The sequence below is a fragment of the Tardiphaga sp. 839_C3_N1_4 genome (assembly GCF_051811045.1).
In the GTDB taxonomy this organism is placed as follows: Bacteria; Pseudomonadota; Alphaproteobacteria; order Rhizobiales; family Xanthobacteraceae; genus Tardiphaga.
In genome coordinates this window covers 3,094,575-3,119,116 of record NZ_JBPWQD010000001.1, presented here as the reverse complement: position 1 = coordinate 3,119,116, position 24,542 = coordinate 3,094,575, and the positions used below count along the sequence as shown (strand labels likewise).

The window sequence follows — 24,542 nt, the reverse complement described above, 5'->3', positions numbered from 1 at the left end:
TTCCTTCAATGGGCCAGATGGCTGCCAGCAGATATTTGGGGAGTGGAGATAGGGCGCGTGGGTTGAGGTAGATTGGTCTGTAGGGTGCAAAGAGGCGAGGTCGATAATCGACTTAGATAAAATGAGGGGGAGGCGATGAAAGGCCATTGGCTGGGGCGGTACGCAGGGACTAACTCCGGTGCTGCCGTTCTAGAGATCGATCAGATTGGCTCCTTCTTTGAAGTGCAAGCCTATGTGTTCGATGATCGAATGGATCTGCCTTCCATCAACGCATTCGTTCGAATCCCAATCGGAAGCAGCTCCTTTTCCACAGCAAGTGTACCTCTAACCCCGCTGGACCCCCACACTCTAGACTTCTCAAATTGGGCGCTACTGCGTGAGCGCTTTCCTGGTGTCACCTTTCCCGCGACTGCCGATATTGACTGGGAGTGGGCGGGCAATTCGATAAAGGTAAAATTGCAGACGAATATAGATACCAACGGTGAAGCCATTCTGCATCGATCGACGGCTAGAAGGCCGTCGGATATTGAGCCGCTAGATGTGAATTCTTGGGAAGAGTTTCGCCATTACGTGCGTAGTCTTGAGCACTATCAATACATTTATCGCGGACAAGAGAGCAATCAGTGGCGACTATGCACAGCATTTCATAGGACAGAGCGTACCGATCTCGTGAGGTTCTTGAGAGATGACGTGGCTGCTTTGCATCAGCATTTAAGCAGTTTAACGAGACACGTATTTGATCTCAAGAATCCGATCGAACACGGAGCTTTTGTAAGTCTCGCGCAGCATCACGGCTATCCGACGCCCCTTCTAGATTGGACCTATTCACCGTTCATTGCAGCTTATTTTGCGTTTAAGCGCGCTCGTAATTCCGAAGGCAGCGTTCGCATCTTCTTGTTCGATCGAACGCAGTGGCGATCCGATTGGAATCAGTTGCAAAAACTCTCGCCGGCGCGACCCCATTTTTCAATTCTAGACGCCATCGCGATCAACAATCCGCGGTTAGTTCCTCAGCAGGCGTTGCTAACTGTCACGAACGTGGAAGATGTTGAGGACTATGTGAGATCGAAGGAGACGGTAGAGAAAACCTACCTGCGTGCGATAGATTTGCCTGCCTCGATTCGAACCGAGGTTTTAGGTGAGTTGAGCATGATGGGCATCAACGCCGGTTCACTATTTCCCGGCCTCGACGGCGCGTGCGATCAGTTGAAAGATCGGCTATTCGGCTATTAGTGAGTCTCACTGCTTTGCTACAGCATGCAAATGCTGCGAGCACTGCGCGAAGAGTTACACGTCCCGCGCATATCCATTCGGACGGCGCTGTTGCGGTGCGCCGAGTACGGCAATGCAGAGGCCGAGAAATGCCAGGCCGATGATCTCGCAGATGAAATTTTCAAACATGATACGCCCCTCACGCTAATGGGACGAGAATGCGGAGATGGCGCTTAAACGTTCCTTAACGCGCGTTTACGCTTCGATAATGTGTGGAAACACAGTTAATCCGCGAGGGCACCATCCGTTAAGATCTGCTGACGCGCGGGCGCCACTATCACCGGCGGCTATCGCCTGATATCAGCGGGCGCGGGCCTGCGCGCTGCGCGGCGTCGGGATTTCGGCCTTCAGCGCGGCTTCGCCTTCGGGCGTGATGCGATAGCGCACCGGCGAGCCGGCCAGCGGTGCGATCCAGGTCTTTTCGACCATCTTGGACAGGGTCTTCGGCCCGGCAGGCATCAAATGCGGCGCAAGCAGGCCCGGCGTATCGCGCAATTTCTGAAGCGCGGTGCGCTCGACATAATGCGGCAGGTGGCTGGCGCGTGTCGGCATGGGGCAAGGCTCATCGAGTTGGACGAGGGGAACTGAACTATCCTTTTGGGTGAACTACGTGAACGCATGAGCGCGGCTTCAGTTGCATCCGGCATCGAAAAAATGCCCGGCGGGCACTTGACAGTTTTCCTATAAGATTATAATCAAATCTTATCCGGTTCGCGAGGGGCGCTTCATGAGGCGTCTTGAAGTGGGACAGGGATGCGGCGCCTGCGGGTGTGGGGTGACGTACCCCGCGCACTCGGGAGGCCTTGGGTCACCGTCCGGCCCCACTACGGGGGTCTGCCACTCATGCTGGCTGGACGTGGCATTGGTGAACGGCGGGAAACCGTCGGGATCAGCGGAGTGCGGAGCTCTGCGCCTTTGCCCGGAAGAACGGTCCCGGGGACAGAAATCGCCGCGGTGGCGCGCCGTGAGGCGTTGCGCGGTTGCAGCTTGCCGGCGTTCCGGTGGAGCGGATCGCGATAAAACCACCCTTTGCGCCTCACGGCGCGTCGCCACCCCTCATCGTTCGAGGGGCACTGCTCACACCTCGGACGCGCAAGCGCCGCGAGATTGCGGGCGCGTGGCTGTTTGAAGCGAGGAATCAGAGAACACGATGGCGCGGCAGCGCGCTAATGCGATGCGCTGGCCGAGAACGCGTTGACGATGACCACGCCGGTCAGGATGAAGCCGATGCCGATAATGGCGGCGAGATCGAGCGCCTGCCGGAATGCAAAATAGCTCACCGCCGAAATCAGCACGATGCCGAGCCCGCTCCAGATCGCATAGGCGATCCCGACCGGCATCACCTTCAGCGCGTGCGACAGGAAATAGAGCGACAGGATGTAGCAGACGGCCATGCCGAACGTCGGCCAGAGCTTCGTGAACTGCTGCGACTGCGCCAGCAGCGCCGTGCCGACGGTTTCCAGCACGATGGCGCAGCCAAGGGCGGCGTAGTTGAGGAAGGTCGGGGTCATGAAAGGGCTCGGGCGTTCAGGAATCCCTCCCCGCGTAAAGGCGAGGAGGGACAAGAAGACCTCAGCTCTTCAGCAGCGGGGTGATCTTCTTGGAGAATTCCTCGAACGACTGCTCGCCCTTCAGCATTTCGCCATTGATGAAGAAGGTCGGTGTCGAATTCACCTTCAGCACTTCATTGGCATATTTCTGATCGGCGGCGATCTTGTCGAGCAGTGCCTGGTCCTTCAGGCATTCTTCCACGGCCTGCTGGCTGAGGCCGGCCTGCTTGCCGATGCGGGTCAGGGTCGCGGCGGTGTCCTTCATCACCCAGTCGTTCTGCTGCTTGAACAGCATGTCGATGACGGCGAAGTACTTGCCCGAGTCTTCCTTGGCGATGCAGCGCGCCAGCATCGAGCCGGCGGCGGCCTTGATGTCGAGCGGGAATTCGCGAAACACGAAGCGGATCTTGTTGGTGTCGATGAAGGCTTCCTTGATCTTCGGGAACACCTGCTCGGTGAAGGCTGCGCAATGCGGGCAGGTCATCGAGGCATATTCGGTGACGGTGACGGCGGCATCCTTCGGGCCGAGCGCCATGTCGGGCAGCGACACCGGCTTGGCGACGTCGACGGCGTTCTGCGCGAAAGCCTCGGAGATCAGCTGCAGCGGCGACAGGCCGATGGCTGCTGCGGCGCCGGTCAGGGCAAGGGCGGCGGTGAAGTCACGGCGCGTGATGATCAAAGGAATGCTCCAAAGCGGCGGCGGACGCCGGGAAAAGGTTCGCTTCGCTAACTTGAAACCACAAATGTGGCAAGCACGCGCCGGTTCCGGGCGAGCTGGAAAGCCTCAACTTCGCTTGATCGAGGCGCCCAGCCGCGCGAGCGCCTCGCGCAAGGCGTCGTCCTCGACCTCGGGCAGCGTTTCCGCAACCTGGGCGATGGCCTTGGCATCCGGCGGCTTCACGGTGCGGCGAGGCTGCGGCCGCGACAGCGGCGCCTGGCGCAGCGCGATCTTGCCGACCGCATTCCAGCCGAAAAAGCGGTTCACCCGCTGCAGGATCGCGTCCGACGAATGCTGGATCTCCAGCGCCATCGGGCCCTCGACGCGCAGGATGAGTGTCGCCGGCTCCTGCGGCTGGCCTTCCACAGGCCGCGGCCACTGGATCTTCAGCGGCTCCGAGAAGTTCGCCACCTGCTGGCCGGCGATTTCCGCCCAGCGTGTCACCAGTTCGCGCGAGGCAAAGCCCTGTTTGGCATAGGCATCGGCAAACACCCCGCCGAGCAGGACGGAGAGCGGTTTCGCCGAGATATAGCCGGGCTTGTTCATGGTCGGGCGTTTTGGATACATGGTCGGCATGAGTCTATCAGCCGCCGCCACCCGACGAAAGAAACCTTCCACACGGGATAGCGGGGAAAGCGCCGCCGCAAAGCGCCCGGCGCAACTGCTTGCCTGGTACGACAAGCATCGCCGCCGCTTGCCGTGGCGGCCGTTGCCCGGCGAGGGCATCGATCCCTATCGGGTCTGGCTGTCGGAAATCATGCTGCAGCAGACCACCGTGCAGGCGGTCGGGCCGTATTTCGCCAAGTTCCTGGCACGCTGGCCCACGGTGAGCGATCTCGGCAGTGCCTCGCAGGACGATGTGCTGCGGATGTGGGCAGGGCTCGGCTACTACTCCCGCGCGCGCAATCTCCATGCCTGCGCCGTCACCGTGCTGCGCGACCATGGCGGCGTCTTCCCGGATACCGAGGACGGCCTGCGCGCGCTGCCGGGCATCGGGCCCTATACGGCATCGGCCATCGCCGCGATTGCCTTCGGCCGCCAATGCATGCCGGTGGACGGCAATATCGAGCGGGTGACGTCGCGGCTCTATGCGGTGGAAGAGCCGCTGCCGAAATCCAAGCCGGTGATTGTGGGCCTCGCAGCCACACTGCTCGGTCCCTCGCGGGCGGGCGACAGCGCCCAGGCGCTGATGGATCTCGGCTCGACGATCTGCACGCCGAAGAAGCCGGCCTGCGCGCTGTGCCCGATCAATGACGATTGCGCGGCAAAGACCCGCGGCGATCAGGAGACGTTTCCGCGCAAACTGCCGAAGAAGGCCGGCACGCTGCGCCGCGGCGCGGCTTTCGTGGTGACGCGGGGCAACGAACTGCTGGTGCGCACCCGCCCGGAAAAGGGCTTGCTGGGAAACATGACCGAAGTGCCGTCATCGGAGTGGCTGGCCGGTCACGATGACAAGGACGCCTTGAAGCAGGCGCCGACCTTAAAAAATCTCACGGCGTGGCATCGCAAAACAGGCGCGGTCACCCATATCTTCACGCACTTCCCTCTGGAGCTCGCCGTCTATACGGCGCACGTCCCACCCCGCACCCGCCCCCCGGAGGGCATGCGCTGGGTCCCGATCGCAACACTGGATGACGAAGCCTTGCCGAACGTCATGCGCAAGGTCATTGCGCATGGCCTGGATTGAAGTTTGAATCCAGACGCTTGAATGCGCGCCGGCGCGCGAGCTGGATCAGCCCGCGCTGGAAAGTTGCGACGATTGCGGCAGTGTCACGATCGGCGGCTTCGCGTTGAGCCCTTCAACCTGAAATCCGGCGACGCGCTTGTAGTCGGCGGCGATGTCTTCGAGTTCCTGCTGCGAGAGCACGTCGGTCACGACATTGAAGCCCTCGGGCGCGCGCTCCTCGACGATCTGCATGACCTGTTCCGGTCCATTGCGGCGGTTCAGCATCACAAGGTCGGTGGTCGCGGGGCGTCGTTCGGCCTCATAGGCTTCGAGCGCAGCCGGCACGTCGCCAAGCGCAAGAATCTCACGCGTCAGCACGCGCGCGTCGAGAATGGCCTGCGACGCGCCGTTGGAGCCGATCGGATACATCGGATGTGCGGCGTCGCCCATCAGCGTGACGCGGCCGAAGGTCCAGCGATCGACCGGATCGCGATCGACCAGCGGATATTCATAGGCGTGCGGACAGTTGCTGATCAGGCCGGGCACGTCGAGCCAGTCGAAGCGCCAGTCCTTGAACCAGGGCAGGAATTCATCGAGTCGCGCGGCGCGGTTGTAGTCTTCGCGGCGCCACTCATAGGTTGGCGGCATGTGCCGTTCGGCCACCCAGTTGATGTCGTATTTGCCATCGGCATCGGGTGCCTGCGAGATCGGGTAGCAGACGAATTTCAGGATCTCATGGCCGGCCATGATCATGGTGCGGCCGGTCAGGAACGCATCGCTCTTGGTGATGCCGCGCCACAGAATGCGGCCATTCCAGAGCGGCGCGCCTTCCTGCGGATATAGCTTCTGCCGGATCGCCGAATGGATGCCATCGGCGGCGATCAACAGCGTGCCGTCATGGCTGCCGGCGGATTTGCCGGTGGCCTTGTCGATGAAGTCGGCGCGAATGCCGTCCGGCGTTTCCGTCCAGCCGGTCAAATGACGGCTGGTGAGGATGTTCTCCGCGCCGAGGCGTTCGATGGCGGTGTCGAGCAGGATCTGCTGCAGCCTGCCGCGGTGGATCGAGAACTGCGGCCATCTGTAGCCGGCCTCGATGCCGCGCGGTTCGCTCCAGATCGGCTTGCCGTGCTTGGAGAAGAAGGCGAGTTCGCGGGTGCGCACGCCGGACGCGTCGAGCTGGTCGTGCAGGCCGAGTTCGATCAGCTCGCGCACCGCATGCGGCAGCACATTGATGCCGACGCCGAGCGGCCTGAGCGCCGGCACGCTTTCAAACACGCGGCATGGCACGCCGATCTGGTGCAGGCTGAGCGCAAGCGTCAGTCCGCCAATTCCGCCGCCTGCAATGAGAACGGTCATTTTGTTGCCTCCCCCTCGATTTGATCGAGGTCATGGCACGGGAAAGGCAATCGCGGCAACTGGGACGATCGCGACGGAAAAATGCGTCCGGATCGTCCGCCGGCAGCGAATTCATGGTGGACGGAACCTTAACGCAAAATTCAGCCGCGTTCCCTAATACCGGTAGCACTTCTTTTTGGGTGAATCGGTCACCGACAGGTCAATGATGTCCAACCAGATTAAGCCGAGCGGCCGCGAGACTTTCTTTCCGGCTTCGGAGCTCATCGTATCCAAGACGGATCTCAAGGGTCGCATGACCTATGTAAATCGTCTGTTCTGCAAGATGGCCGGCTATACCGAAGAACAGTTGCTCGGCCAGCCCCACAGTCTCATCCGTCATCCCGACATGCCGCGCAGTGTCTTCAAGCTGCTCTGGGACACGGTCGAGGAGCGCCGCGAGATCTTCGCCTTCGTGAAGAACATGGCGAGCAATGGCGATCATTACTGGGTCTTCGCCCATGTCACGCCGTCCTACGGCCTCGACGGCAAGGTCGCCGGCTATCATTCCAATCGCCGCGTGCCCGCGCCGGATCTTATCAAGAAGACCATCGCACCACTCTATGCCGAAGTCTTGGCCATCGAGAAACGGCACGTGAACGGCAAGGAATCCCTCGCCGCCGGCTACAAGGCCCTTACCGATTTCGTTGCATCCCAGAAGGTCAGCTATGACGAACTTATGTTTTCTCTCAAGAGCGCAGCTTAGCACGCTCGTCGTCATTGCCGGCTCTGTGCTTGCTCTGGTACTTCAGTTCTTCGGTCTTCTAGTCGCAGCCATGGTCTGCCAGGCCGTTGCGATCGCGGCGGCAATTGTCGCGCTTGTCCTGATGGGCAAGACGGCGCGCCTGATCGAAAAGGCGCGTATCGCTTGTCAGCGCATCGCGCAGGGAGATTTCGAGGCCCGTATCCTTGGAATCCCGGTGCGCGGCGTCACCGGCGAGTTGCTGCACAGCGTCAATGACATGATCGATGGTTGCGATGCCTTCGTGCGTGAATCCACCGCGGCGATGGCGGCGCTCAACGACAACAAATACTACCGGCGCATCCTGCCGGGCGGATTGCATGGCGGCCTGTTGCACGGCGCGAAGGCGATGAACGCGGCGACCGACAGTATCGCCGACCGCATCAAGAATTTCGAGCGCCAGACCAGCCAGCTCGAATCCACCGTGAGTGGCATCGTATCCGCACTCGACAGCGGCGCGGTCGAGATGAGCAGCACCGCAGGCAATCTGCGGACCGGTGCATCCTCGACATTGACCCGCGTCACATCGGTGGCGGCGGCATCCGAACAGGCGTCCGCCAACATGCAGTCGGTGGCTTCGGCCACCGCGCGGCTGTCATCCAGTGCCAGCGAAGTCGGCGCCGACGTCAATCGCTCGGCCGCAATTGCCGGCCGCGCCGTCGAACGCGTCGCCGATGCAGCCAGCAATGTGGACGTGCTTCGCGCCGTTGCGGTGCGCATCAGCGAGGTCGTGACTTCGATCAATGTGATTGCCAGCCAGACCAACCTGCTGGCGCTGAACGCAACGATCGAAGCGGCCCGTGCAGGCGATGCCGGTCGCGGCTTTGCCGTGGTGGCGCATGAAGTAAAGGCGCTGGCGACACAGACCGCCAACTTCACCGCCGAGATCGAAAAAGAAATCGGCCAGGTTCAGTCGGCCACCGACAAGGTCTCCTCATCGATCACGGAGATCGGCACCGTGATCGCGGAAGTGAACGAGATCACCGGTAAGGTCGCGAGTGCCTCGGAAGCGCAGTCCGCGGCAACAGCCGATATCGCGCGCAACATCGATGAGGCCTTCGCCGTGGTGCGCGAGATTTCAACCAACATTCAGTCGCTGGCAACGACCGCCAAGGACACCGAACAACTCGCCACATCGACCATGGTGGCATCCGGCGATCTGTCGTCGCAGTCGGGATTGCTGACCAAGGAAATCCGCGGCTATCTCGGCGAGGCCCGGCAGAATCTGGTACGCCAGGCCGCCGCGCGCTGATCGCGTCCGCTTATTTCGATTGGTCTGGAATTGGCGCCACTGCGGCGCCAATTTCTTTGGCGGTGAAGGTGTGCCTGTCAGGCGCTGATATCGGTGAAGAAACCGCTGGCGCTTCCACCATTCTCGGTCTTCTTGTTCACGGCTTCCTTGATCTTGTCGGCAATCTTCTGCTCGATCTCCCGCTGTTGTTCGGGCGACATGTTCTTCAGTTCTTCTTCCGTCACGCCGATGCTCGACAGCAGCGCGTCGCGCATTTTTTCCGCCGGCGTCTTTTTCGCGTAGTCGAGAAATTTCTCTTCCGGCGATTTTGCTGCCGTTGTTGCATTGCCGAGGCCGCTCTCGGCCTTATCGGACGGCTGCAGCCTGTTCGGGAGCTTGAAGGACTGCATGGTGGAGATGATGGAGTTCGACATCTGAATTTCTCTTGCTGCGAGATATTTGCGACCCACTACGCAAAAATCAGGCCATCAGAAATATTCAGACATCATAAGCACTTGGGAATTTGCAGTTGCTGAGCGACGTTGCCTGCCGGCAAGCTTTGCCGGCAAATTTGACCGGGTGCGATATGTCAGGCCGTACGGCGCTTCGGCGGATCGAGCTCGCGGCCGGTTTCCAGCATGATCTTGCGGAGCCAGATCGAGCCGGAATCGAATTGCGCGCGTGTCGGCGTGAACATGAACTGTTCGTCGTTGCCGGGATCGAATGGCGGCGCAATTGTCGTGAGCGATAGCGGCTGAGCCAATGCGGCAATCAGGCGTCGCGGCACAAAGGCCACGAGATCGGTCCGTGCCGCGACGTGCAGCGCCTCGATATAGCTCGGCACGACGAGGGCAATCCGTCGCTCGAGCTTCTTGCTGTGCAGCCAGTCGTCGATCAGATCTTCGCTCTGGCCTCGGAGCACCACGGCAACATGGCGAGCTTTGAGAAATCCCTCGGTGGTCTTCAGGCGCGCCGCCGCCGGATGGCCCTTGCGGACGGCGAGGGCGTCGGAATCGACATAGAGCAACTGACGATGGAAGCCGTTGAAGGCGTTGCCGATGCTGATCACCATGTCGAGGCTGCGGGCGAATTCCGCCGTCATGATCGAAGGGCCGCGCCATGGCACGACATTGATCCGGACGCCCGGCGCGATGCTGTCGAGCTTCTTCATCAAGGGTGGCATCAGCAATTCGACGGCGAGATCCGGCATCATCAGTCGAAAATGCCGGTCGCTCTGGCTGGCATCGAAGACGTCTGGAACGAACAGTCCGCGGACCTGCTCCAGTGTCTGGGCGAGCGGTGCTCGCATGGCCTGCGCCCGCGGCGACAACTCCATGCGCGCGCCGACGCGGACGAGCAGCGGGTCGCCGAGCAGATCGCGAAGGCGTCGCAGGGCATGACTGGTGGCCGGTTGCGACAATCCGATCCGCATCGCGGCGCGGCTGACGCTGGCCTCGCGCAGCAATGCGTCGAGCGCGACCAGCAGGTTGAGATCAAGCGCGGCCAAATTCATAGGCCGAATATATATCATACAGACTATCGATTGGAAGAATGGGGATGCCCCAACCCATACTGCGTCATCGTTCAAGCGATGGAGCAGAACAATGAGCACGGCAGACAACAAGAAGCTTATCCAGCAGATCTATAACGATTCAGCCAACCGCAGCGGCACGACCTTCGCCGATCATCTCGCGGATGATGCATGCTGGGTCGTCGTCGGCCAATATTCTTGGGCACATACGTTCAGGGGGAAGGATGCGATCCTCAACGGCCTGATGGGACATTTCAGGTCGCTGTTCGACATTCGACCGCGCACGGTCGCTTCCAACTTCATTGCGGAAGGCAATCTGGTGGTGGTCGAGGCCAAGGGCGACAACATCACCAAGACCGGCGATCGTTACGACAACGACTACTGCATGGTGTGGCGCGTCGAGAACGGCAAGATCACCATGATCAAGGAATATTGCGACACGGCATTGGTCGAGCGGGTGCTGGGTCCGTTCCCGGAAGAGATGGCACGCGTGCCTGCCTAACACAAAATGCCGGGCGCAGTGTTGCGCCCGGCATTCGTCGGATGGCTCGTGATTAGGCGACCTTGGTCGCCAGATGCTTGAACATGGCGGCGCGGGCCTCGTCGTCCATCTCGGCCTTGAACTTGAATTGGTCCTTCAACGCGACAGCCTTCGCCGCGGCGGGACGTGCCGAGATCTCGTCATGCAGGCGCTTCACATTGGGGAATTGGGCGAAGCCCTCGTCGCCTAGGATGAAGTTCGTCATCCGCACCCAGCCCCAGACATCCATGTCGACGATCGTGTAGCTGTCGCCGACCATATATTGCCGTCCGGCCAGGCGTTCATTGAGCACGCCGAGATGGCGTTTCGCCTCAAACTGATAGCGATTATGCGCGTAGTCGATCTTCTCCGGCGCGAAATGCTTGAAGTGGACGGCCTGGCCGAAAAACGGGCCGACGCCGGTGGCGACGAACATCAGCCAGGACAGCATCTCGCCGCGATTGGCCGGGGTGTTGGCGGGCAGGAATTTGCCAGTCTTTTCGGCGAGGTAGAGCAGGATGGCATTGCTGTCGAACACCTTGACGCCGTCGTCGTCGATCGCAGGCACCTTGCCGTTCGGATTGACCTTCAGGAAGTCCTGGTTGAATTGCGCGCCCGTGCGGGTGTCGATGGCGATGGGCTCATAGGGCAGGCCGGCTTCTTCCAGAAACAGCGCGACCTTGGTCGGGTTTGGCGACCCGTTGAAGTAAAACTTCAGCATCTCAAATCTCCCTGGATTTTGTACGTCAAAGCGCGAGGCGAGGACCGCGGGCGCGGACCGTCGTCTCGTGCTTTGAATTCATGGGGAGTGCAAGCGATGTTTTGACGAAGGCCGGGCGCATGCGTCCGGCGGGTGGCATGGGCGGGGACTTTAGACCGCACCCATTTCGCTGCGGATTTCAGCGCGGAGTTCGTCGATCAAGCGCAGGCCCTTCTTGGTCTCGACATGCCAGAACGTCCAGCCGTTGCAGGAGGCGGAGCCCTGGGCCATCGCGCCCATGCGATGGATCGAGCCGACCTTGTCGCCGAACATGATGGCGCCGTCGGCGCGCACCAATGCACCATGACGCTTCTTGAGATCAACCAGCTTGGTGCCGGGCGAGATCATGCCGCGCTCGACCAGTTCGGAGAACGCCACACGTGGCGCACTGCGCGCTGTCATGAACGGGGCCAGGGTGGCTTCCGGTAGCGGCTCGATCGCAGCGATGCGTGCTTCGGCAGCGGCGGCGTAGTCGCGGTCGCGTTCGAAGCCGATGTAATTGCGGCCGAGGCGCTTGGCAACAGCGCCGGTGGTGCCGGTGCCGTTGAACGGATCGATGACGAGATCGCCGGGTTTCGACGATGACAGCAGCACGCGGGCCAGCAGGCCTTCCGGCTTCTGGGTCGGGTGAACCTTCTTGCCGTCCGAGCCCTTCAGGCGTTCGTCACCGGTGCAGAGTGGGATCAGCCAGTCGGAACGTGCCTGCACGTCCTCATTCGCGGCCTTGAGGGCTTCGTAATTGAACGTATAGCCCTTGGCGTTCTCGTCGCGCGCAGCCCAGATCATGGTCTCATGCGCATTGGTGAAACGACGGCCGCGGAAATTCGGCATCGGATTCGATTTGCGCCACACGATATCGTTGAGGACCCAGAAGCCGAGATCCTGCATGATCGCGCCGACGCGGAAAATGTTGTGGTAGGAGCCAATGACCCACAAGGTCGCCGACGGCTTCATGATACGGCGTGCGGCCAGGAGCCACGCGCGCGTGAAGTCGTCATATGCGGCGAATGACGAGAACTTGTCCCAGTCATTATTCACCGCATCGACATGGGATTCATCGGGGCGCTTGAGATCGCCCTTCAGCTGCAGATTGTACGGCGGATCTGCGAACACCAGATCGACCGACCCTGCCGGGAGTTTTGACATCTCTGCGACGCAATCACCAATGACGATGCTGCTGCTCGGAGAGGTTTCGAAGTGAGAGCGGGGCGCCCTTGCAGACGCCCCGCGACGCGAAACAACCATGACTCAATTACTCTGACTCAGGCGACGCTGTCGGCGACGCGGGACTAAACAACCGACAGGCAGACATTGACCGGGCAAAGTAAAAATCGACTTAATTGGTAACGAGTTCGAACTAGGCAAGTTTTGCCGGGCAGGTTAATGCTTAATGGAATGGAAATTTTGCGCTGCAATTGCGTTATGGTGTTCGGATCGCGTCAAACCGGTCTAAAATGCTGCGACTTGAAATGAAGGAATTACCTCATGCGTTACGATGACTTCCGTCGCAGCGACAATATCGACGACCGTCGTGACGATAGCGGCGGCGGATATGGCGGCGGAGGTGGCGGTGGTTTCGGAATTCCGGGCGGTGGCGGTGGTCTCGGCATCGGCACGGTGATTGTGCTTGGCCTCGTTGGCTGGGCGTTCGGCATCGATCCGCGCATTCTTATCGGCGGTGCAGAAATTCTCACCGGCGGCCAGCAGGCGCCGACCTATCAGACCGATCGGCGCTCGACGCCGACGAAATCAGGCGCGCCTACCGATGAAATGGGCAGCATGATTTCGGGCGTGCTCGGCGAGATCGACGATCGCTGGGATGAAATCTTCAAGGAGAGCGGACAGAAATATACGGGGCCGCAGATCGTGCTGTTTCGTAATGCCACCAATGGCGGGCGTTGCGGCAATGCGCAGTCGGCGATGGGGCCGTTCTACTGTCCGCCCGACAAGAAGATCTATCTCGACACTGGCTTCTTCCGTCAGGTCGAAACCAAATTTCGCGGCTGCTCCGGCAATGCCTGCAAATTTACCGCGGCATATATCATTGCGCATGAAGCCGGCCATCACATTCAGAACCTGCTCGGGATCATTCCGCGCGTGACACGGCTGCAGCAGCAGGCGGGCAGCAAGGCGGAGGCCAATCTGCTGCAGGTTCGCGTCGAACTGCAGGCCGATTGTCTGTCGGGCGTCTGGGTCAATCGCGAATCTAAGAAGCGGCCCGGTTTCCTCGAAGCCGGTGACATCGATGCCGCGTTGCAGACCGCGTCCGCCATCGGCGACGATACGCTGCAACGTCAGGCACAGGGCCGCGTTGTGCCGGATTCCTTCACGCATGGTTCTGCCGAACAGCGCAAGCGCTGGTTCATGACTGGCTATCAGCAAGGCACCGTGCAGGCCTGCAACACATTTGCGACGGATCGGCTTTAGCGATGGAGCCGGACACGACCAAGGCCTTCGTGCCGCTCAACATTGCGGTACTGACCATCTCCGATACGCGCTCGCTTGACGACGACAAGTCCGGCGCGACGCTGGCGGATCGGCTGACATCGGCCGGTCACACGCTGGCGAAGCGAGATATTGTCACTGACGATGTCGAGGCGATCCGGACGATCGTGCGTGGATGGATCGCCGATCCCGCTGTCGACGCGATCATCACGACCGGCGGCACGGGGTTCACCGGCCGCGACGTCACGCCGGAAGCCATCGAGCCTCTGTTCGAGAAGCGGATGGATGGTTTCTCGATTGCGTTTCACATGCTGAGTCACGCCAAGATCGGCACCTCGACGATCCAGAGCCGCGCCACGGCAGGCACGGCCGGCGCGACGTTTATCTTCTGCCTGCCGGGTTCGCCCGGTGCCTGCCGCGATGGCTGGGACGGCATCCTTGCCGCGCAACTGGATTATCGCACGCGGCCCTGCAATTTCGTGGAGATCATGCCGCGGCTCGATGAGCATCTGCGACGCCCGAAGGCGAAGGGCGCGTCGGTCTAGAGCGCGAGCTCCCAGGTCTCGCCGATCAAATCCTGCCCGAAACTGCGATGCGGCTCGGTGGCGACCAGCGCGAAGCCGGCATCCTGATAGATTTTTCGCGCAGCGCCGAGATTGCTCTGGGTCCACAGCGTGATCCTGCGATAACCGCATTGCCGCGCGAAGGCGATGGATTCCGTCACCATGCGCTGGCCGAGCTTTTGTCCGCGCGCCTTGGGATCGATCAGCAAGAGCCGAAACTTGGCGACGTCGTCGGATGCCTTCACGAGAAACAGCGAGCCGACGGGCGCGCCATCCATCTCGGCGATCCAGCAGCGTTCGCGCGTGGCATCGCATGTTGCGACGAATTCTGCGGCGATGTCGGCTACCAGCGCCTTGAAGGATGCATCGAACCCGTATTCACTCGCATAGAGTTCGCCGTGACTGCGGATGACCCAGTCGATATCGCCAGGCTGGAGATCGCGTAGCACTGCAGGCTGAACGGCATCGGGGGCTTGGACGGCCATGATCAGGCGACGATGATCCGGCTGCGTAGCAATGTGCGTGAGGAGCGGCCGAGCTGGCGCAGCAGCCGCGCTTCGGAACGCCGGGCATCGGGTGCGTAGCCGCCGAGACGATCATAGTGTTCGCGGGCGATCAGCAGGCCCTGATCGGCCTTGGGGCCTGTGATCATCCGGACCAGGTGCTTCAGGCCATCGCGAAAATTGGTCTCGTCATAGGGCGAACGCGCATAGCGGAAAATACCTGCGCGGGGGCGCTCGCTGGTCGAGACGCGCTGGATGAATTGCTGGGTCTCCTCGATCCAGCCCGCATCGAGCACGGCGCCGGCATGCAGAAACATCAGCCAGGGCGAGCGCGCCTGCTTGGCGCCGGCGGCCATCGCCGCGGCGCGCGATCCTTGCGAGGTCAGGAAGCCGCAGCCGGCGACATCGGCGACGCGTTCGATGACGTCTGTGCCGGCGCGATCGACCAGCAGCACTTCGCGGATCACTCCGGCAGCCGCGCCCGGCACCAGCGCTGCCAGTGTGGCAACAGCGGGCTGTTCGACGCCTTCGGTGGGGATGATCACGCTCAGCATGGGTGTCGGATAATACCTCTCAACAACGGGGTGGCCGCGTTATCATTTCGTCATAGTCTATGCGGCACCGGCGGCTGCTGCAATTTCGGGGCGGTTCGACTTTCGGCCGCCTCTGCAAGGCGGCGGGAGAATGCACAGTGCCCCGGCCGTGTGCCACTTCATCTATGTTCTTGCTTTGTTCCATGTATGCGCTATCGTGGCTTCATGAGTCGCCAGATCGCTGCCCTCAAGCACCCGCCGGTCCCGGCGCCCTCCGATAAGCCGGCGGGTGCGCTTTCCCCTTTTCCCGAGATCGCGGTGGCGATCGACAAGCAGCGGCGGCGCGGCCGCGGTGCCCAGTCCAACGACAGCGGGCGCTACGAGGCAGAGGCCCGGGTCGCCTTTGATGACGGCTGGCAGAGCCTCGATGAATTGCCGCCGTTCAAGACGACCGTTGCGACGGACACCGCGCGCAAGGTCATCACGCGCAACGAGTCGCCGGATATCGGCTTCGACCGTTCGATCAATCCCTATCGTGGCTGCGAGCATGGCTGCGTCTATTGTTTCGCGCGGCCGACCCACGCCTATCTCGGTCTCTCGCCCGGGCTCGATTTCGAATCCAAACTGTTCGTGAAGCCCGATGCGCCGGCGCTGCTCGAGAAGGAGCTGGCCGCCGCCGAATACGAGCCGAAGATGATCGCGATCGGTACCAATACCGATCCGTATCAGCCGATCGAGCGCGAGCGTCAGGTGATGCGTGGCATTCTCGAAGTGCTGGAGAAGACCGGTCATCCCGTCGGCATCGTGACGAAGTCTGCCTTGGTGACGCGCGACATCGATATCCTGGCGCGGATGGCGAAGCGCAATCTGGTCAAAGTGGCGCTGTCGGTGACGTCGCTCGATCCGAAGCTCGCGCGCACCATGGAGCCGCGCGCTTCGACGCCGTCGAAGCGGCTGGAAGCTTTGCGGCAGCTATCCGAGGTTGGCATTCCGACCACGGTGATGGTGGCGCCGGTGATCCCCGCGCTGAACGACAGCGAGATCGAGCGCATTCTCGATGCCGCCGCGCATGCCGGCGTCAAGGAAGCCAGTTACGTTTTGCTGCGGCTGCCGATGGAAGTGCGCGATCTGTTTCGCGAATGGCTGATCGCGAATTATCCGGATCGCTATCGGCATGTTTTCACGCTGATCCGCGAAATGCGCGGTGGCCGCGATTACGACTCGCAATGGGGCACGCGCATGAAGGGCACGGGGCCCATGGCCTGGATGATCGGTCGCCGCTTCGAGATCGCCTGCACGAAGCTTGGCCTCAACAAGCGTCGTTCGAAACTCACCCTCGATCATTTCGAGAAGCCGGCCGGTGCCGGTCAGCAACTGAATCTGTTCTAACTCCGCAGGTCTCGCAGCGTACGGAGTGGTGGAGAGGGGACGTTGGCAGGAAACCAGAGCCTGCCAACGTCCCTCTTTTCGATCTATAGAGTGAGTCTAGGAGTGACACGCATGACGATGACGAAACCACCGGCGCCGATCGCGCGCATGACGGTGATCACGCTGGGCGTCGCGGATATGCGCAGGAGCATTGCGTTCTACGAAGCGCTGGGCTTTACGCGAAAGGCCCGTGCCTCGGGCGATGCCATCGCCTTTTTCGACACCGGCGCCAGCGTCCTGGCGCTGTTTCCGTGGGAGCAATTGGCGCAGGACGCGACATTGCCCGACCATCCAAGGCCGCAGGCGTTTCGCGGCAGCACGCTGGCGTGGAATTGCCGCTCCGAAGGCGAGGTCGATGTGGTTCTCGCTTTCGCCGTCGATTGCGGCGGATCGCTGCTGAAGCCGGCGCGCAAGACCGACTATGGTGGCTATTCCGGCTACTTTGCCGACCCGGACGGGCACGCCTGGGACGTGGTGACGGCACCGGGGATCGAGGTCGGTGACGACCGGCGGGTGCATCTGGACGATTAAGGCCCGACCTGAATAGCGGGCACGATTCGGAGTTCCCGGTTGCGCGTGTTGGCCTGCTTCAGCACGATCCCCCCATGATTCGGGATGTGAAGAAGAAAGCGCCGGCCAAGCCGCGCAAGATCGTGGTCGCGCCGAGCTTTACGCGTGAGCGTGCACTGCTCAAGAAAGGCATTTGGCCGGTAGCGGGCTGCGATGAGGCCGGCCGAGGTCCGCTGGCCGGTCCGGTCGTGGCTGCGGCGGTCGTTCTGGACCCGAACAACATTCCCAAGGGGCTCGACGATTCCAAGAAACTGACGGAGAGCAAGCGCGAGGCGCTGTTCGAGGAAATTTGCGCTACGGCTTCATTCGGCGTCGCCTATGCATCACCCGTCCGGATCGATCGCGACAATATCCTGCGGGCCTCGCTCTGGGCGCTGGCGCGTGCGGTCGCGTCGCTGCCGGACGCGCCGAAACATGTGTTCGTCGATGGCCGCGACAAGATCGATACGACGGCCGATTGCGAGGCGGTCATTGGCGGCGACGCGCTGGTGTTGTCCATCGCAGCAGCCTCGATCATTGCAAAAGTCTCGCGCGATCGGCTGATGTGCCGGCTCGCTGAGGATTGCCCGGGCTATGGTTTCGAGGTCCATAAGGGCTATGGCGTGCCGCAGCATATGGCTGCGCTGAACGAATTGGGGCCTACTATTCATCACCGCAGCCTGTTCGCGCCGGTGGCGGCGGCGCGTGCGCGACACCAGGCGAGCGCCCGTGCGGCGGGCCTGATCGAGACCCAGACCATCCTCGACATCGAGATTTCCGCCTGAGCGCTCAGGCGGTTGCCTCTCCCGGCTCCGCGCCGTATCACCTGAGCAAGCTTCATTCCTTGCTGGCCGGTTCAGACGTTCAATGCGTTTCACCTCCCTGATCGTCGAACTGATCCGCGCCCGGCCACGGCTGGTGTTCTGGATCGTCGTGCTGTGTCAGGCTGCGATCTGGCTGGTCGTGCCTCTGCTGCTCTATCGCGGCCCACCGGGCGATCTCGCCACCGTGCTGGCCTATGGCCGGGAATATCAGGTCGGCACCCATATGGGCCCGCCGCTCGCGTTCTGGCTCGCGGATATCGCCTTCCGGGCTGCCGGCAATCACGTCTTTGGCGTCTATCTGCTGGCGCAGATCTGCGCCGTCCTCACCTTCCGTGCGGTCTATCAGCTGGGCAGCGCCATCGTCGGCGGACCTCAGGCCGTCATCGCCGTGCTGCTCACCATGACGGTCACGGCCTTCAGCACACCCGGCATCGAATTCGGCCCGCTGATCCTGGCGCGGCCGCTCTGGGCGATGTTCCTGCTGCACGCCTGGCTGGCGATCGGGCAGGGTCGTCGCAATGCCTGGTTCGCACTGTCGATCGAGGCCGGCCTGCTGCTGCTGACCACGCCCCATGCGATGTGGCTGCTGCCGCTGCCGCTCGTCTTCGGTCTCGCGACATCGCGCGGTCGGCGTAACCTTGCTTCGTTCGATCCGCTCTATGCGCTTCTGGTCATCGCCGTGCTGACATTGCCATGGGCCATCTGGGTGATCCGGGCAGGAGCGCCCGTGCTGCCGGCGTTGCCGCACCTGGATGATCTCGCCGGAAAGGCGCGGCAGTGGAGTATCCTGATCGCCTGGCTGCTTGCGGCCATCACGGGCGTGATCGTGCTGACGGTGATGAACTGGGGCCGTATCGTTCCGAAGACCGAGGAAGCTCCGATCATCTTCCGCCCGCCGGTCGATCCGCTGGCGCGTGGCTATGTGTTTTTCTTCGCGCTCGTACCGGGGCTTCTCGGCAGCCTGTTCGCTGCGCTCTACGGCCTTGATCGCGTGGTCGGCGGCGCCGGTATTGCGCTGGTCACGTCGGGTCTGGCCGTCGTCGTGGCGTCGGGCGATCTGATCGCGCTGCGGCGCCAGCGCGTGCTGCGCAAGGTCTGGGCCTTTGCGATCATTGCACCGGCACTGGCAGCTTTCGCCAGCCTCGTGATTTTGCCTTGGGTCGATGGTCCCGAGGATGTCACAGCGCTTCCCGCGCGCGAGATCGGACGCTTCTTCGGTGAGAGCTTCGAGCGCCGGACCAATAAGCTATTGCCGGCGGTGGCCGGCGATGCGCAACTCGCCGCATTGATCGGCATGAGCGCGTCACGGCCGCATCTGCTGAACGATGCAGTGCCTTCGCGCACGCCATGGGTCACGCCCGCGAAGTTCGCCGAGACCGGCGGCGTCGTCGTGTGGCGCGCAGCAGATACGATCGGCACGCCGCCCGCGGAGATCGCGCAGCGCTTTCCCAACCTCGTGCCGGAAGTGCCGCGCGCCTTCGAACGTCTGGTGAATGGCCGGCAGCCCTTGCTGCGAATTGGCTGGGCGATCGTGCGGCCGAAGGCGCCCTAGACGAACGCCTTTGCTTAGCTGGTCCTGCCCGACGGCGCTTCCAGTGCCTTGGCGATCGATCGCAAATCCATCCAGGTCATCCGCTTGTAGGAGGGCGAGCGCAGCAGATAGGCCGGGTGGAACGTCGCCAGTGCTTTGATCTTGCGGGTGCCGGTGTCGTAGTCGACCCAGCGTCCCCTGGACTTCATGATGCCGTCGCGGGTCTGCAGCAGCGTCTGCGTCGACGGGTTACCGAGCGTGACGAGAATGTCAGGATTCACCAGTTCGATCTGGCGCTGGATGAACGGCAGGCAGATCTGCGTCTCCTGCGGCGTCGGCGTGCGGTTGCCCGGCGGGCGCCATGGAATCACATTGGCGATATAGACGTCGGTGCGCTTCAGCCCGATCGCCCCCATCATCAGATCGAGCAATTTGCCGGAGCGGCCAACGAAGGGCAGGCCTTCGATGTCCTCGTCGCGGCCCGGCGCCTCGCCGACGAACATGATCCGTGCCTGCGGATTGCCGTCGGCAAACACCAGTTGGGTCGCGGTCGATTTCAGGGCGCAGCCGTCGAATGTATCCAGCATGCCACGCAGCACCTCGAGCGAGGGCGCGGTGCGCGCGGCGTCCCGGGCGGCGGCAATCGCCACGTCCGGGGCGACCTCGACACGGGCGGGTGGTCGCGGCGGCGGAGGTGGTATGCCATTCAGAGGTGGTCGCTTCGGCGCGCTGTCGGACAGCTCCCGGGCAGGCGGCGGGAGGTCGTCGGACAGCCGGTTCACCGGCTCATCCATCAATGCGCAATCGACCCCGGCCTCCAGATAAAAGGCGAGCAGTTGCGCAACGCTGGGGTGGGGTTCAGGCGTCATGGCTGAAGGTCACAGGCATGCCAGCAATCTAGGCCGGATCGCCGCCCAGTGAAACGTCCCCTGTGCATTTAGGTGGTTGTTCTTCCGTCAAAAATCGGAAACAACAGCCCTTAGAAGCGTTCTGAACGGGTTGGAAACGGGTCCGAGACGAGATTATGAGCACTGAAGAACTTCCGCCGCGCGAGTCCATGGAATTCGACGTCGTCATCGTCGGTGCCGGGCCCTCTGGTCTGTCGGCCGCGATCCGGCTGAAACAGCTCAATGCGGACCTGTCCATCGTTGTGGTGGAAAAGGGTTCCGAAGTCGGTGCGCACATCCTATCCGGCGCGGTGATCGATCCGGTCTCTCTCGACAAGCTGATTCCCGACTGGCGCGAGGACGCCGACTGCCCGCTGAAGACCCAGGTCAAGGACGACCAGTTCATCTTGACCAGCGAGACCGGTGGCATCCGCTTGCCGAATTTCATCAATCCGCCGCTGATGAACAATCATCACTGCTACATCACCTCACTCGGCATGGTGTGCCGCTGGCTCGGCGCCAAGGCTGAGGCGCTCGGGGTCGAAATCTATCCGGGCTTTGCGGCCGCCGAGACGCTGTACGACGACAATGGCGCGGTGCGCGGTATCGCCACTGGCGACATGGGCATCGGCCGCGACGGCAAGCCGAAGGATTCATTCACCCGCGGCATGGAACTGCTGGGCAAGTACACGCTGTTCGCCGAAGGCGCGCGTGGCTCGCTGACCAAGCAGGTCATCGCCAAGTTCGCGCTCGACAAGGATTGCGAGCCCGGCAAGTTCGGCATCGGCCTTAAGGAAATCTGGCAGATCGATCCGGCCAAGCACAAGAAGGGCCTGGTCCAGCATACGCTTGGCTGGCCGCTCGACGACAACACCGGCGGTGGTTCGTTCCTGTACCACTACGACGACAACCTTGTTGCGGTCGGCTTCGTGGTGCATTTGAACTACGACAATCCGTATCTGTATCCGTTCGAGGAATTTCAGCGGATGAAGACCCATCCGATGATCCGCGACACCTTCGCCGGCGCCAAGCGCCTAGCCTATGGCTCGCGCGCGATCACCGAAGGTGGCTATCAGTCGGTGCCGAAGCTGGTCTTCCCGGGCGGCGCGCTGATCGGTTGCGCAGCAGGCTTCGTCAATGTGCCGCGCATCAAGGGCGTGCACAATGCGATGGCCAGCGGCATGCAGGCCGCGGAGCAGGTGTCAGCCGCGCTGGCCGCCGGTCGCGCCAATGACGAGCTAACGGAATACGAGACTGGTTGGCGCGGTTCGGCGATTGGTCAGGACCTGCACAAGGTCCGCAACGTCAAGCCGTTGCTTTCCAAATTTGGCAACCGGATCGGTATGCTGCTGGCCGGTTTCGATATGTGGTGCAATACGCTGGGCTTCTCGCTGTTCGGTACGCTCAGTCACGCCAAGCCGGATCGCAAGACGCTGAAGCCGGCGAAAGAATACAAGCCGATCCCTTATCCGAAGCCGGACGGTAAGCTAACCTTCGATCGCCTGTCCTCGGTGTTCATGTCGAATACCAATCACGAGGAAGACCAGCCGATCCACCTCAAGGTTGCGGATATAGAGCTGCAGAAGAAGTCCGAGCATGACGTCTTTGCCGGCCCGTCAAATCGCTATTGCCCGGCAGGCGTCTATGAATGGGTCGAGGAAACGACCGGCCCGCGTTTCCAGATCAATGCGCAGAATTGCGTCCACTGTAAAACCTGCGACATCAAGGATCCGAACGGCAACATCACCTGGGTTCCGCCGGAAGGTGGCGGCGGCCCGAACTACGAGGCGATGTAACCGGTTCGCTGATTACGATTGTGTGAGCGGCGGCGCCTGTCGGCGGGCCGCCACACCGGCCGGAGGTCACGATAACGCCACAGTGCGAGCGTTTTCAGGGGCAGTGGCGCAATTCGGCGGCCCAATTGCTGATAGGCTTCAAGGTGCCACTGGTGCGATCGCGCCCCCGATCCTTGCGATTGACCGCCAAACGCGGCATTGTCGGCATGCGCTACGTTGCCGGGTCGGCCGCGCATCCGAGCCTGTCTTGCAGTCCTGCTCGCGTTCTTGCTCGATATCCTGCCCGTAAATCCTGGAGCTAGGCGAACCCTATGTTGTCCATCCGTTTCAATCGTTTGACGCTCGCTGCCGCCGCGGTCGCCGTCCTCGCGATGCCCGGTCAGCTGCCGGCGCAAACCCCGGATCATACCGGCGATAGCTCCGCCGCCCAGTTTCCCACCTCCCGCGATCTGAAGTCGCTCACCACCGCCGGCAGTTATCTGGCCGCTCGCCATGCCAGCGTCGAGCGCGACGCCACCTCGGCTGCGGCGTTTTACCGCTCCGCTCTGCGCACCGATCCGAAGAACAATGAGCTGCTCGATCGCGCTTTCATCTCCTCGCTCGCCGATGGCGATATCGAAGAGGCCGTGAAGCTTGCCGATCGCATCCTGACCATCGACAAGTCGAACCGCGTCGCCCGTCTCGTTGTGGGTGTGCGCGATCTCAAGCTGAAGAAATACGCTGCCGCGCAGACCAATATCAACCAGTCGGTTCGCGGCCCGATCACCGACCTCGTGGCGACGCTGCTGTCGGCCTGGGCCGGTTACGGCGCCGGTGAGAGCAAGACGGCGATTGCCAATATCGACAAGCTGGCCGGTCCGGAATGGTATCCGATCTTCAAGGATCTGCATGCCGGCCTGATCCTCGATCTTGCCAACAAGCAGAAGGATGCGGGCGCCCGTTTCGAGCGCGCCTACAAGCTCGACGATTCTGCGCTGCGCGTGGTTGATGCCTATGGCCGCTGGACCTCGCGCAACAAGGACGATGCTGCGGCGCTCGGCATCTACGAGACCTTCAACAAGAAGCTCGCCCGTCACCCGCTGGTGCTGGAAGGTATCCGCGAAACCAAGGCCGGCAAGAAACTGGCTCCGCTGGTCGACAGCCCGCAGGCTGGCGCTGCTGAAGCGCTCTATGGCATCGGCGCGTCGCTGACCCGCCGCGGCGGTGAGGATCTCGCGCTGGTCTATCTGCAGCTCTCGCTTTATCTCAAGCCGGACCACTCGTTGGCGCTGCTGTCGCTCGCCGATCTCTACGAGTCGGTGAAGAAGCCGCAGATGGCCATCAAGGTCTATGAGCGCGTGCCCGCCAATTCGGCGCTGAAGCGCAATGCGCAGATCCAGCAGGCCACCGATCTCGATGCGGCTGATCGCAGCGATGAAGGCATCAAGATTCTCAAGGGCGTTGTCGCCGACGATCCCCGGGATCTCGAAGCCATTATGGCGCTCGGTAATATCGAGCGCGGTCGCAAGAAATTCGCCGATTGCTCCGAAACCTATACCAAGGGCATCGATGTCATCGCCGCCAACCAGGACAAGCCGAACTGGGTGTATTTCTACTTCCGCGGCATCTGCCTGGAGCGTTCCAAGCAGTGGGCCAAGGCTGAAGTCGATATGCGCAAGGCGCTCGAATTGCAGCCCGAGCAGCCGCATGTGCTGAACTATCTCGGCTATTCCTGGATTGATCAGGGCATCAACCTCGACGACGCCATGAAAATGATTAAGCGTGCCGTCGATCAGCGTCCGGACGATGGCTACATCGTCGACTCGCTCGGCTGGGCCTATTATCGCATTGGCAATTTTGACGACGCCGTGAAGCAACTCGAGCGCGCCATCGATCTCAAGCCGGAAGATCCGACCATCAACGACCATCTCGGCGATGCCTATTGGCGCGTCGGTCGCAAGCTGGAAGCCAAGTTCCAGTGGCAGCATGCCAAGGATCTGAAGCCGGAAGCCGAAGAGATTCCGAAGATCGAAGCCAAGATGGAAAACGGTCTGTCGGACGAACCTTCGTCCTCGGCCGCATCCAACGACAAGAAAAAAGAAGACGGCAAAGGCGGCTAATT

Annotated in this window: 24 protein-coding genes and 1 pseudogene; 13 read left to right on the top strand and 12 right to left on the bottom strand. The window is 61.8% G+C overall.

Features of this window, described 5'->3' with window-relative positions; genetic code table 11:
• Positions 1–135 precede the first annotated feature (135 nt).
• Positions 136–1,233, top strand: a complete 1,098-nt coding sequence (locus AB8A38_RS15000) for an FRG domain-containing protein (protein ID WP_439086483.1) — start codon at positions 136–138, stop codon at positions 1,231–1,233.
• Positions 1,234–1,572: 339 nt separating this feature from the next.
• Here AB8A38_RS15000 and AB8A38_RS14995 read toward each other — a convergent pair whose 3' ends face one another.
• From AB8A38_RS14995 to AB8A38_RS14980, 4 genes are all read right to left on the bottom strand, one after another.
• Positions 1,573–1,824, bottom strand: coding sequence for a hypothetical protein (locus AB8A38_RS14995; RefSeq protein ID WP_439086482.1), 252 nt, complete (start codon positions 1,822–1,824; stop codon positions 1,573–1,575).
• A 614-nt stretch (positions 1,825–2,438) separates the two neighbouring features.
• The gene (locus AB8A38_RS14990) at positions 2,439–2,783 is read right to left on the bottom strand and encodes a DMT family transporter (RefSeq protein WP_175368737.1); all 345 of its coding nucleotides are present in this window, start codon (positions 2,781–2,783) and stop codon (positions 2,439–2,441) included.
• Between the two features lie 61 nt (positions 2,784–2,844).
• Positions 2,845–3,501, bottom strand: a complete 657-nt coding sequence (locus tag AB8A38_RS14985; protein WP_089262423.1) for a DsbA family protein — start codon at positions 3,499–3,501, stop codon at positions 2,845–2,847.
• Positions 3,502–3,606: 105 nt separating this feature from the next.
• Complete coding sequence (locus AB8A38_RS14980; protein WP_068733742.1) at positions 3,607–4,086, bottom strand: DUF721 domain-containing protein; 480 nt, start codon at positions 4,084–4,086, stop codon at positions 3,607–3,609.
• A 28-nt stretch (positions 4,087–4,114) separates the two neighbouring features.
• Here AB8A38_RS14980 and mutY point away from each other — a divergent pair, with 28 nt between their 5' ends.
• Positions 4,115–5,227, top strand: a complete 1,113-nt coding sequence (gene mutY, locus AB8A38_RS14975; RefSeq protein ID WP_439086481.1) for an A/G-specific adenine glycosylase — start codon at positions 4,115–4,117, stop codon at positions 5,225–5,227.
• 45 nt (positions 5,228–5,272) lie between these two features.
• Here the strand turns inward: mutY and AB8A38_RS14970 are convergent, their stop codons facing one another.
• The gene (locus AB8A38_RS14970) at positions 5,273–6,562 is read right to left on the bottom strand and encodes a flavin-dependent oxidoreductase (RefSeq protein ID WP_439086480.1); all 1,290 of its coding nucleotides are present in this window, start codon (positions 6,560–6,562) and stop codon (positions 5,273–5,275) included.
• A gap of 205 nt (positions 6,563–6,767) precedes the next feature.
• On the opposite strand from AB8A38_RS14970, the gene AB8A38_RS14965 reads away from it, so the two are divergent.
• Positions 6,768–7,304 (top strand): PAS domain-containing protein, encoded by a 537-nt coding sequence (locus AB8A38_RS14965; protein ID WP_439086479.1) that lies wholly within the window; start codon positions 6,768–6,770, stop codon positions 7,302–7,304.
• Positions 7,267–8,592 carry a methyl-accepting chemotaxis protein gene (locus AB8A38_RS14960; protein WP_315840610.1) on the top strand — a complete coding sequence of 442 codons (1,326 nt, stop codon included), beginning with the start codon at positions 7,267–7,269 and terminating at the stop codon, positions 8,590–8,592. Before AB8A38_RS14965 ends, AB8A38_RS14960 begins: the two co-directional genes overlap by 38 nt.
• A 77-nt stretch (positions 8,593–8,669) precedes the next feature.
• On the opposite strand, the gene AB8A38_RS14955 is transcribed toward AB8A38_RS14960, so the two are convergent.
• Both AB8A38_RS14955 and AB8A38_RS14950 read right to left on the bottom strand, forming a co-directional pair.
• A complete protein-coding gene (locus AB8A38_RS14955) occupies positions 8,670–9,005 on the bottom strand; it encodes a hypothetical protein (RefSeq protein ID WP_315840611.1) in 336 nt (111 codons plus the stop codon).
• Between the two features lie 155 nt (positions 9,006–9,160).
• On the bottom strand, positions 9,161–10,084 hold the full coding sequence (locus tag AB8A38_RS14950; protein WP_439086478.1) for a LysR family transcriptional regulator: 924 nt from the start codon (positions 10,082–10,084) through the stop codon (positions 9,161–9,163).
• Between the two features lie 91 nt (positions 10,085–10,175).
• On the opposite strand from AB8A38_RS14950, the gene AB8A38_RS14945 reads away from it, so the two are divergent.
• The gene (locus AB8A38_RS14945) at positions 10,176–10,604 is read left to right on the top strand and encodes a nuclear transport factor 2 family protein (RefSeq protein ID WP_439086477.1); all 429 of its coding nucleotides are present in this window, start codon (positions 10,176–10,178) and stop codon (positions 10,602–10,604) included.
• 52 nt (positions 10,605–10,656) lie between these two features.
• Here the strand turns inward: AB8A38_RS14945 and AB8A38_RS14940 are convergent, their stop codons facing one another.
• Positions 10,657–11,343 (bottom strand): glutathione S-transferase family protein, encoded by a 687-nt coding sequence (locus AB8A38_RS14940; protein WP_439086476.1) that lies wholly within the window; start codon positions 11,341–11,343, stop codon positions 10,657–10,659.
• Positions 11,344–11,493: 150 nt separating this feature from the next.
• Positions 11,494–12,627, bottom strand: coding sequence for a site-specific DNA-methyltransferase (locus AB8A38_RS14935; protein ID WP_093759553.1), 1,134 nt, complete (start codon positions 12,625–12,627; stop codon positions 11,494–11,496).
• Between the two features lie 240 nt (positions 12,628–12,867).
• On the opposite strand from AB8A38_RS14935, the gene ypfJ reads away from it, so the two are divergent.
• Both ypfJ and moaB read left to right on the top strand, forming a co-directional pair.
• Positions 12,868–13,809 (top strand): KPN_02809 family neutral zinc metallopeptidase, encoded by a 942-nt coding sequence (ypfJ, locus tag AB8A38_RS14930; RefSeq protein ID WP_089262405.1) that lies wholly within the window; start codon positions 12,868–12,870, stop codon positions 13,807–13,809.
• Between the two features lie 2 nt (positions 13,810–13,811).
• Positions 13,812–14,372: a molybdenum cofactor biosynthesis protein B gene (gene moaB / locus AB8A38_RS14925; RefSeq protein WP_315840615.1), complete on the top strand. Its 561-nt coding sequence runs from the start codon at positions 13,812–13,814 to the stop codon at positions 14,370–14,372.
• Here moaB and AB8A38_RS14920 read toward each other — a convergent pair.
• Both AB8A38_RS14920 and AB8A38_RS14915 read right to left on the bottom strand, forming a co-directional pair.
• Positions 14,369–14,881: pseudogene (locus AB8A38_RS14920) on the bottom strand (GNAT family N-acetyltransferase); the annotation flags it as partial. The gene moaB and the pseudogene AB8A38_RS14920 overlap by 4 nt on opposite strands.
• Positions 14,878–15,447 (bottom strand): glycosyl transferase, encoded by a 570-nt coding sequence (locus tag AB8A38_RS14915; protein ID WP_315840616.1) that lies wholly within the window; start codon positions 15,445–15,447, stop codon positions 14,878–14,880. The gene AB8A38_RS14915 and the pseudogene AB8A38_RS14920, both read right to left, overlap by 4 nt.
• A 204-nt stretch (positions 15,448–15,651) precedes the next feature.
• On the opposite strand from AB8A38_RS14915, the gene AB8A38_RS14910 reads away from it, so the two are divergent.
• The 4 genes from AB8A38_RS14910 (at position 15,652) to AB8A38_RS14895 (ending at position 19,779) form a co-directional block, all read left to right on the top strand.
• Complete coding sequence (locus AB8A38_RS14910) at positions 15,652–16,815, top strand: PA0069 family radical SAM protein (protein WP_439086475.1); 1,164 nt, start codon at positions 15,652–15,654, stop codon at positions 16,813–16,815.
• Positions 16,816–16,932: 117 nt separating this feature from the next.
• On the top strand, positions 16,933–17,385 hold the full coding sequence (locus AB8A38_RS14905) for a VOC family protein (RefSeq protein ID WP_439088526.1): 453 nt from the start codon (positions 16,933–16,935) through the stop codon (positions 17,383–17,385).
• 74 nt (positions 17,386–17,459) lie between these two features.
• Positions 17,460–18,188, top strand: coding sequence for a ribonuclease HII (locus tag AB8A38_RS14900; protein WP_439086474.1), 729 nt, complete (start codon positions 17,460–17,462; stop codon positions 18,186–18,188).
• An 82-nt stretch (positions 18,189–18,270) separates the two neighbouring features.
• A complete protein-coding gene (locus AB8A38_RS14895; RefSeq protein ID WP_439086473.1) occupies positions 18,271–19,779 on the top strand; it encodes a glycosyltransferase family 39 protein in 1,509 nt (502 codons plus the stop codon).
• Between the two features lie 14 nt (positions 19,780–19,793).
• Here AB8A38_RS14895 and AB8A38_RS14890 read toward each other — a convergent pair whose 3' ends face one another.
• Complete coding sequence (locus tag AB8A38_RS14890) at positions 19,794–20,627, bottom strand: uracil-DNA glycosylase (RefSeq protein WP_315840620.1); 834 nt, start codon at positions 20,625–20,627, stop codon at positions 19,794–19,796.
• Between the two features lie 155 nt (positions 20,628–20,782).
• Here AB8A38_RS14890 and AB8A38_RS14885 point away from each other — a divergent pair, with 155 nt between their 5' ends.
• Entirely contained in the window at positions 20,783–22,441 is a 1,659-nt protein-coding gene (locus tag AB8A38_RS14885; protein WP_315840621.1) for an electron transfer flavoprotein-ubiquinone oxidoreductase, read from the top strand.
• Positions 22,442–22,752: 311 nt separating this feature from the next.
• Positions 22,753–24,540 (top strand): tetratricopeptide repeat protein, encoded by a 1,788-nt coding sequence (locus AB8A38_RS14880; RefSeq protein WP_439086472.1) that lies wholly within the window; start codon positions 22,753–22,755, stop codon positions 24,538–24,540.
• Positions 24,541–24,542: the final 2 nt, after the last annotated feature.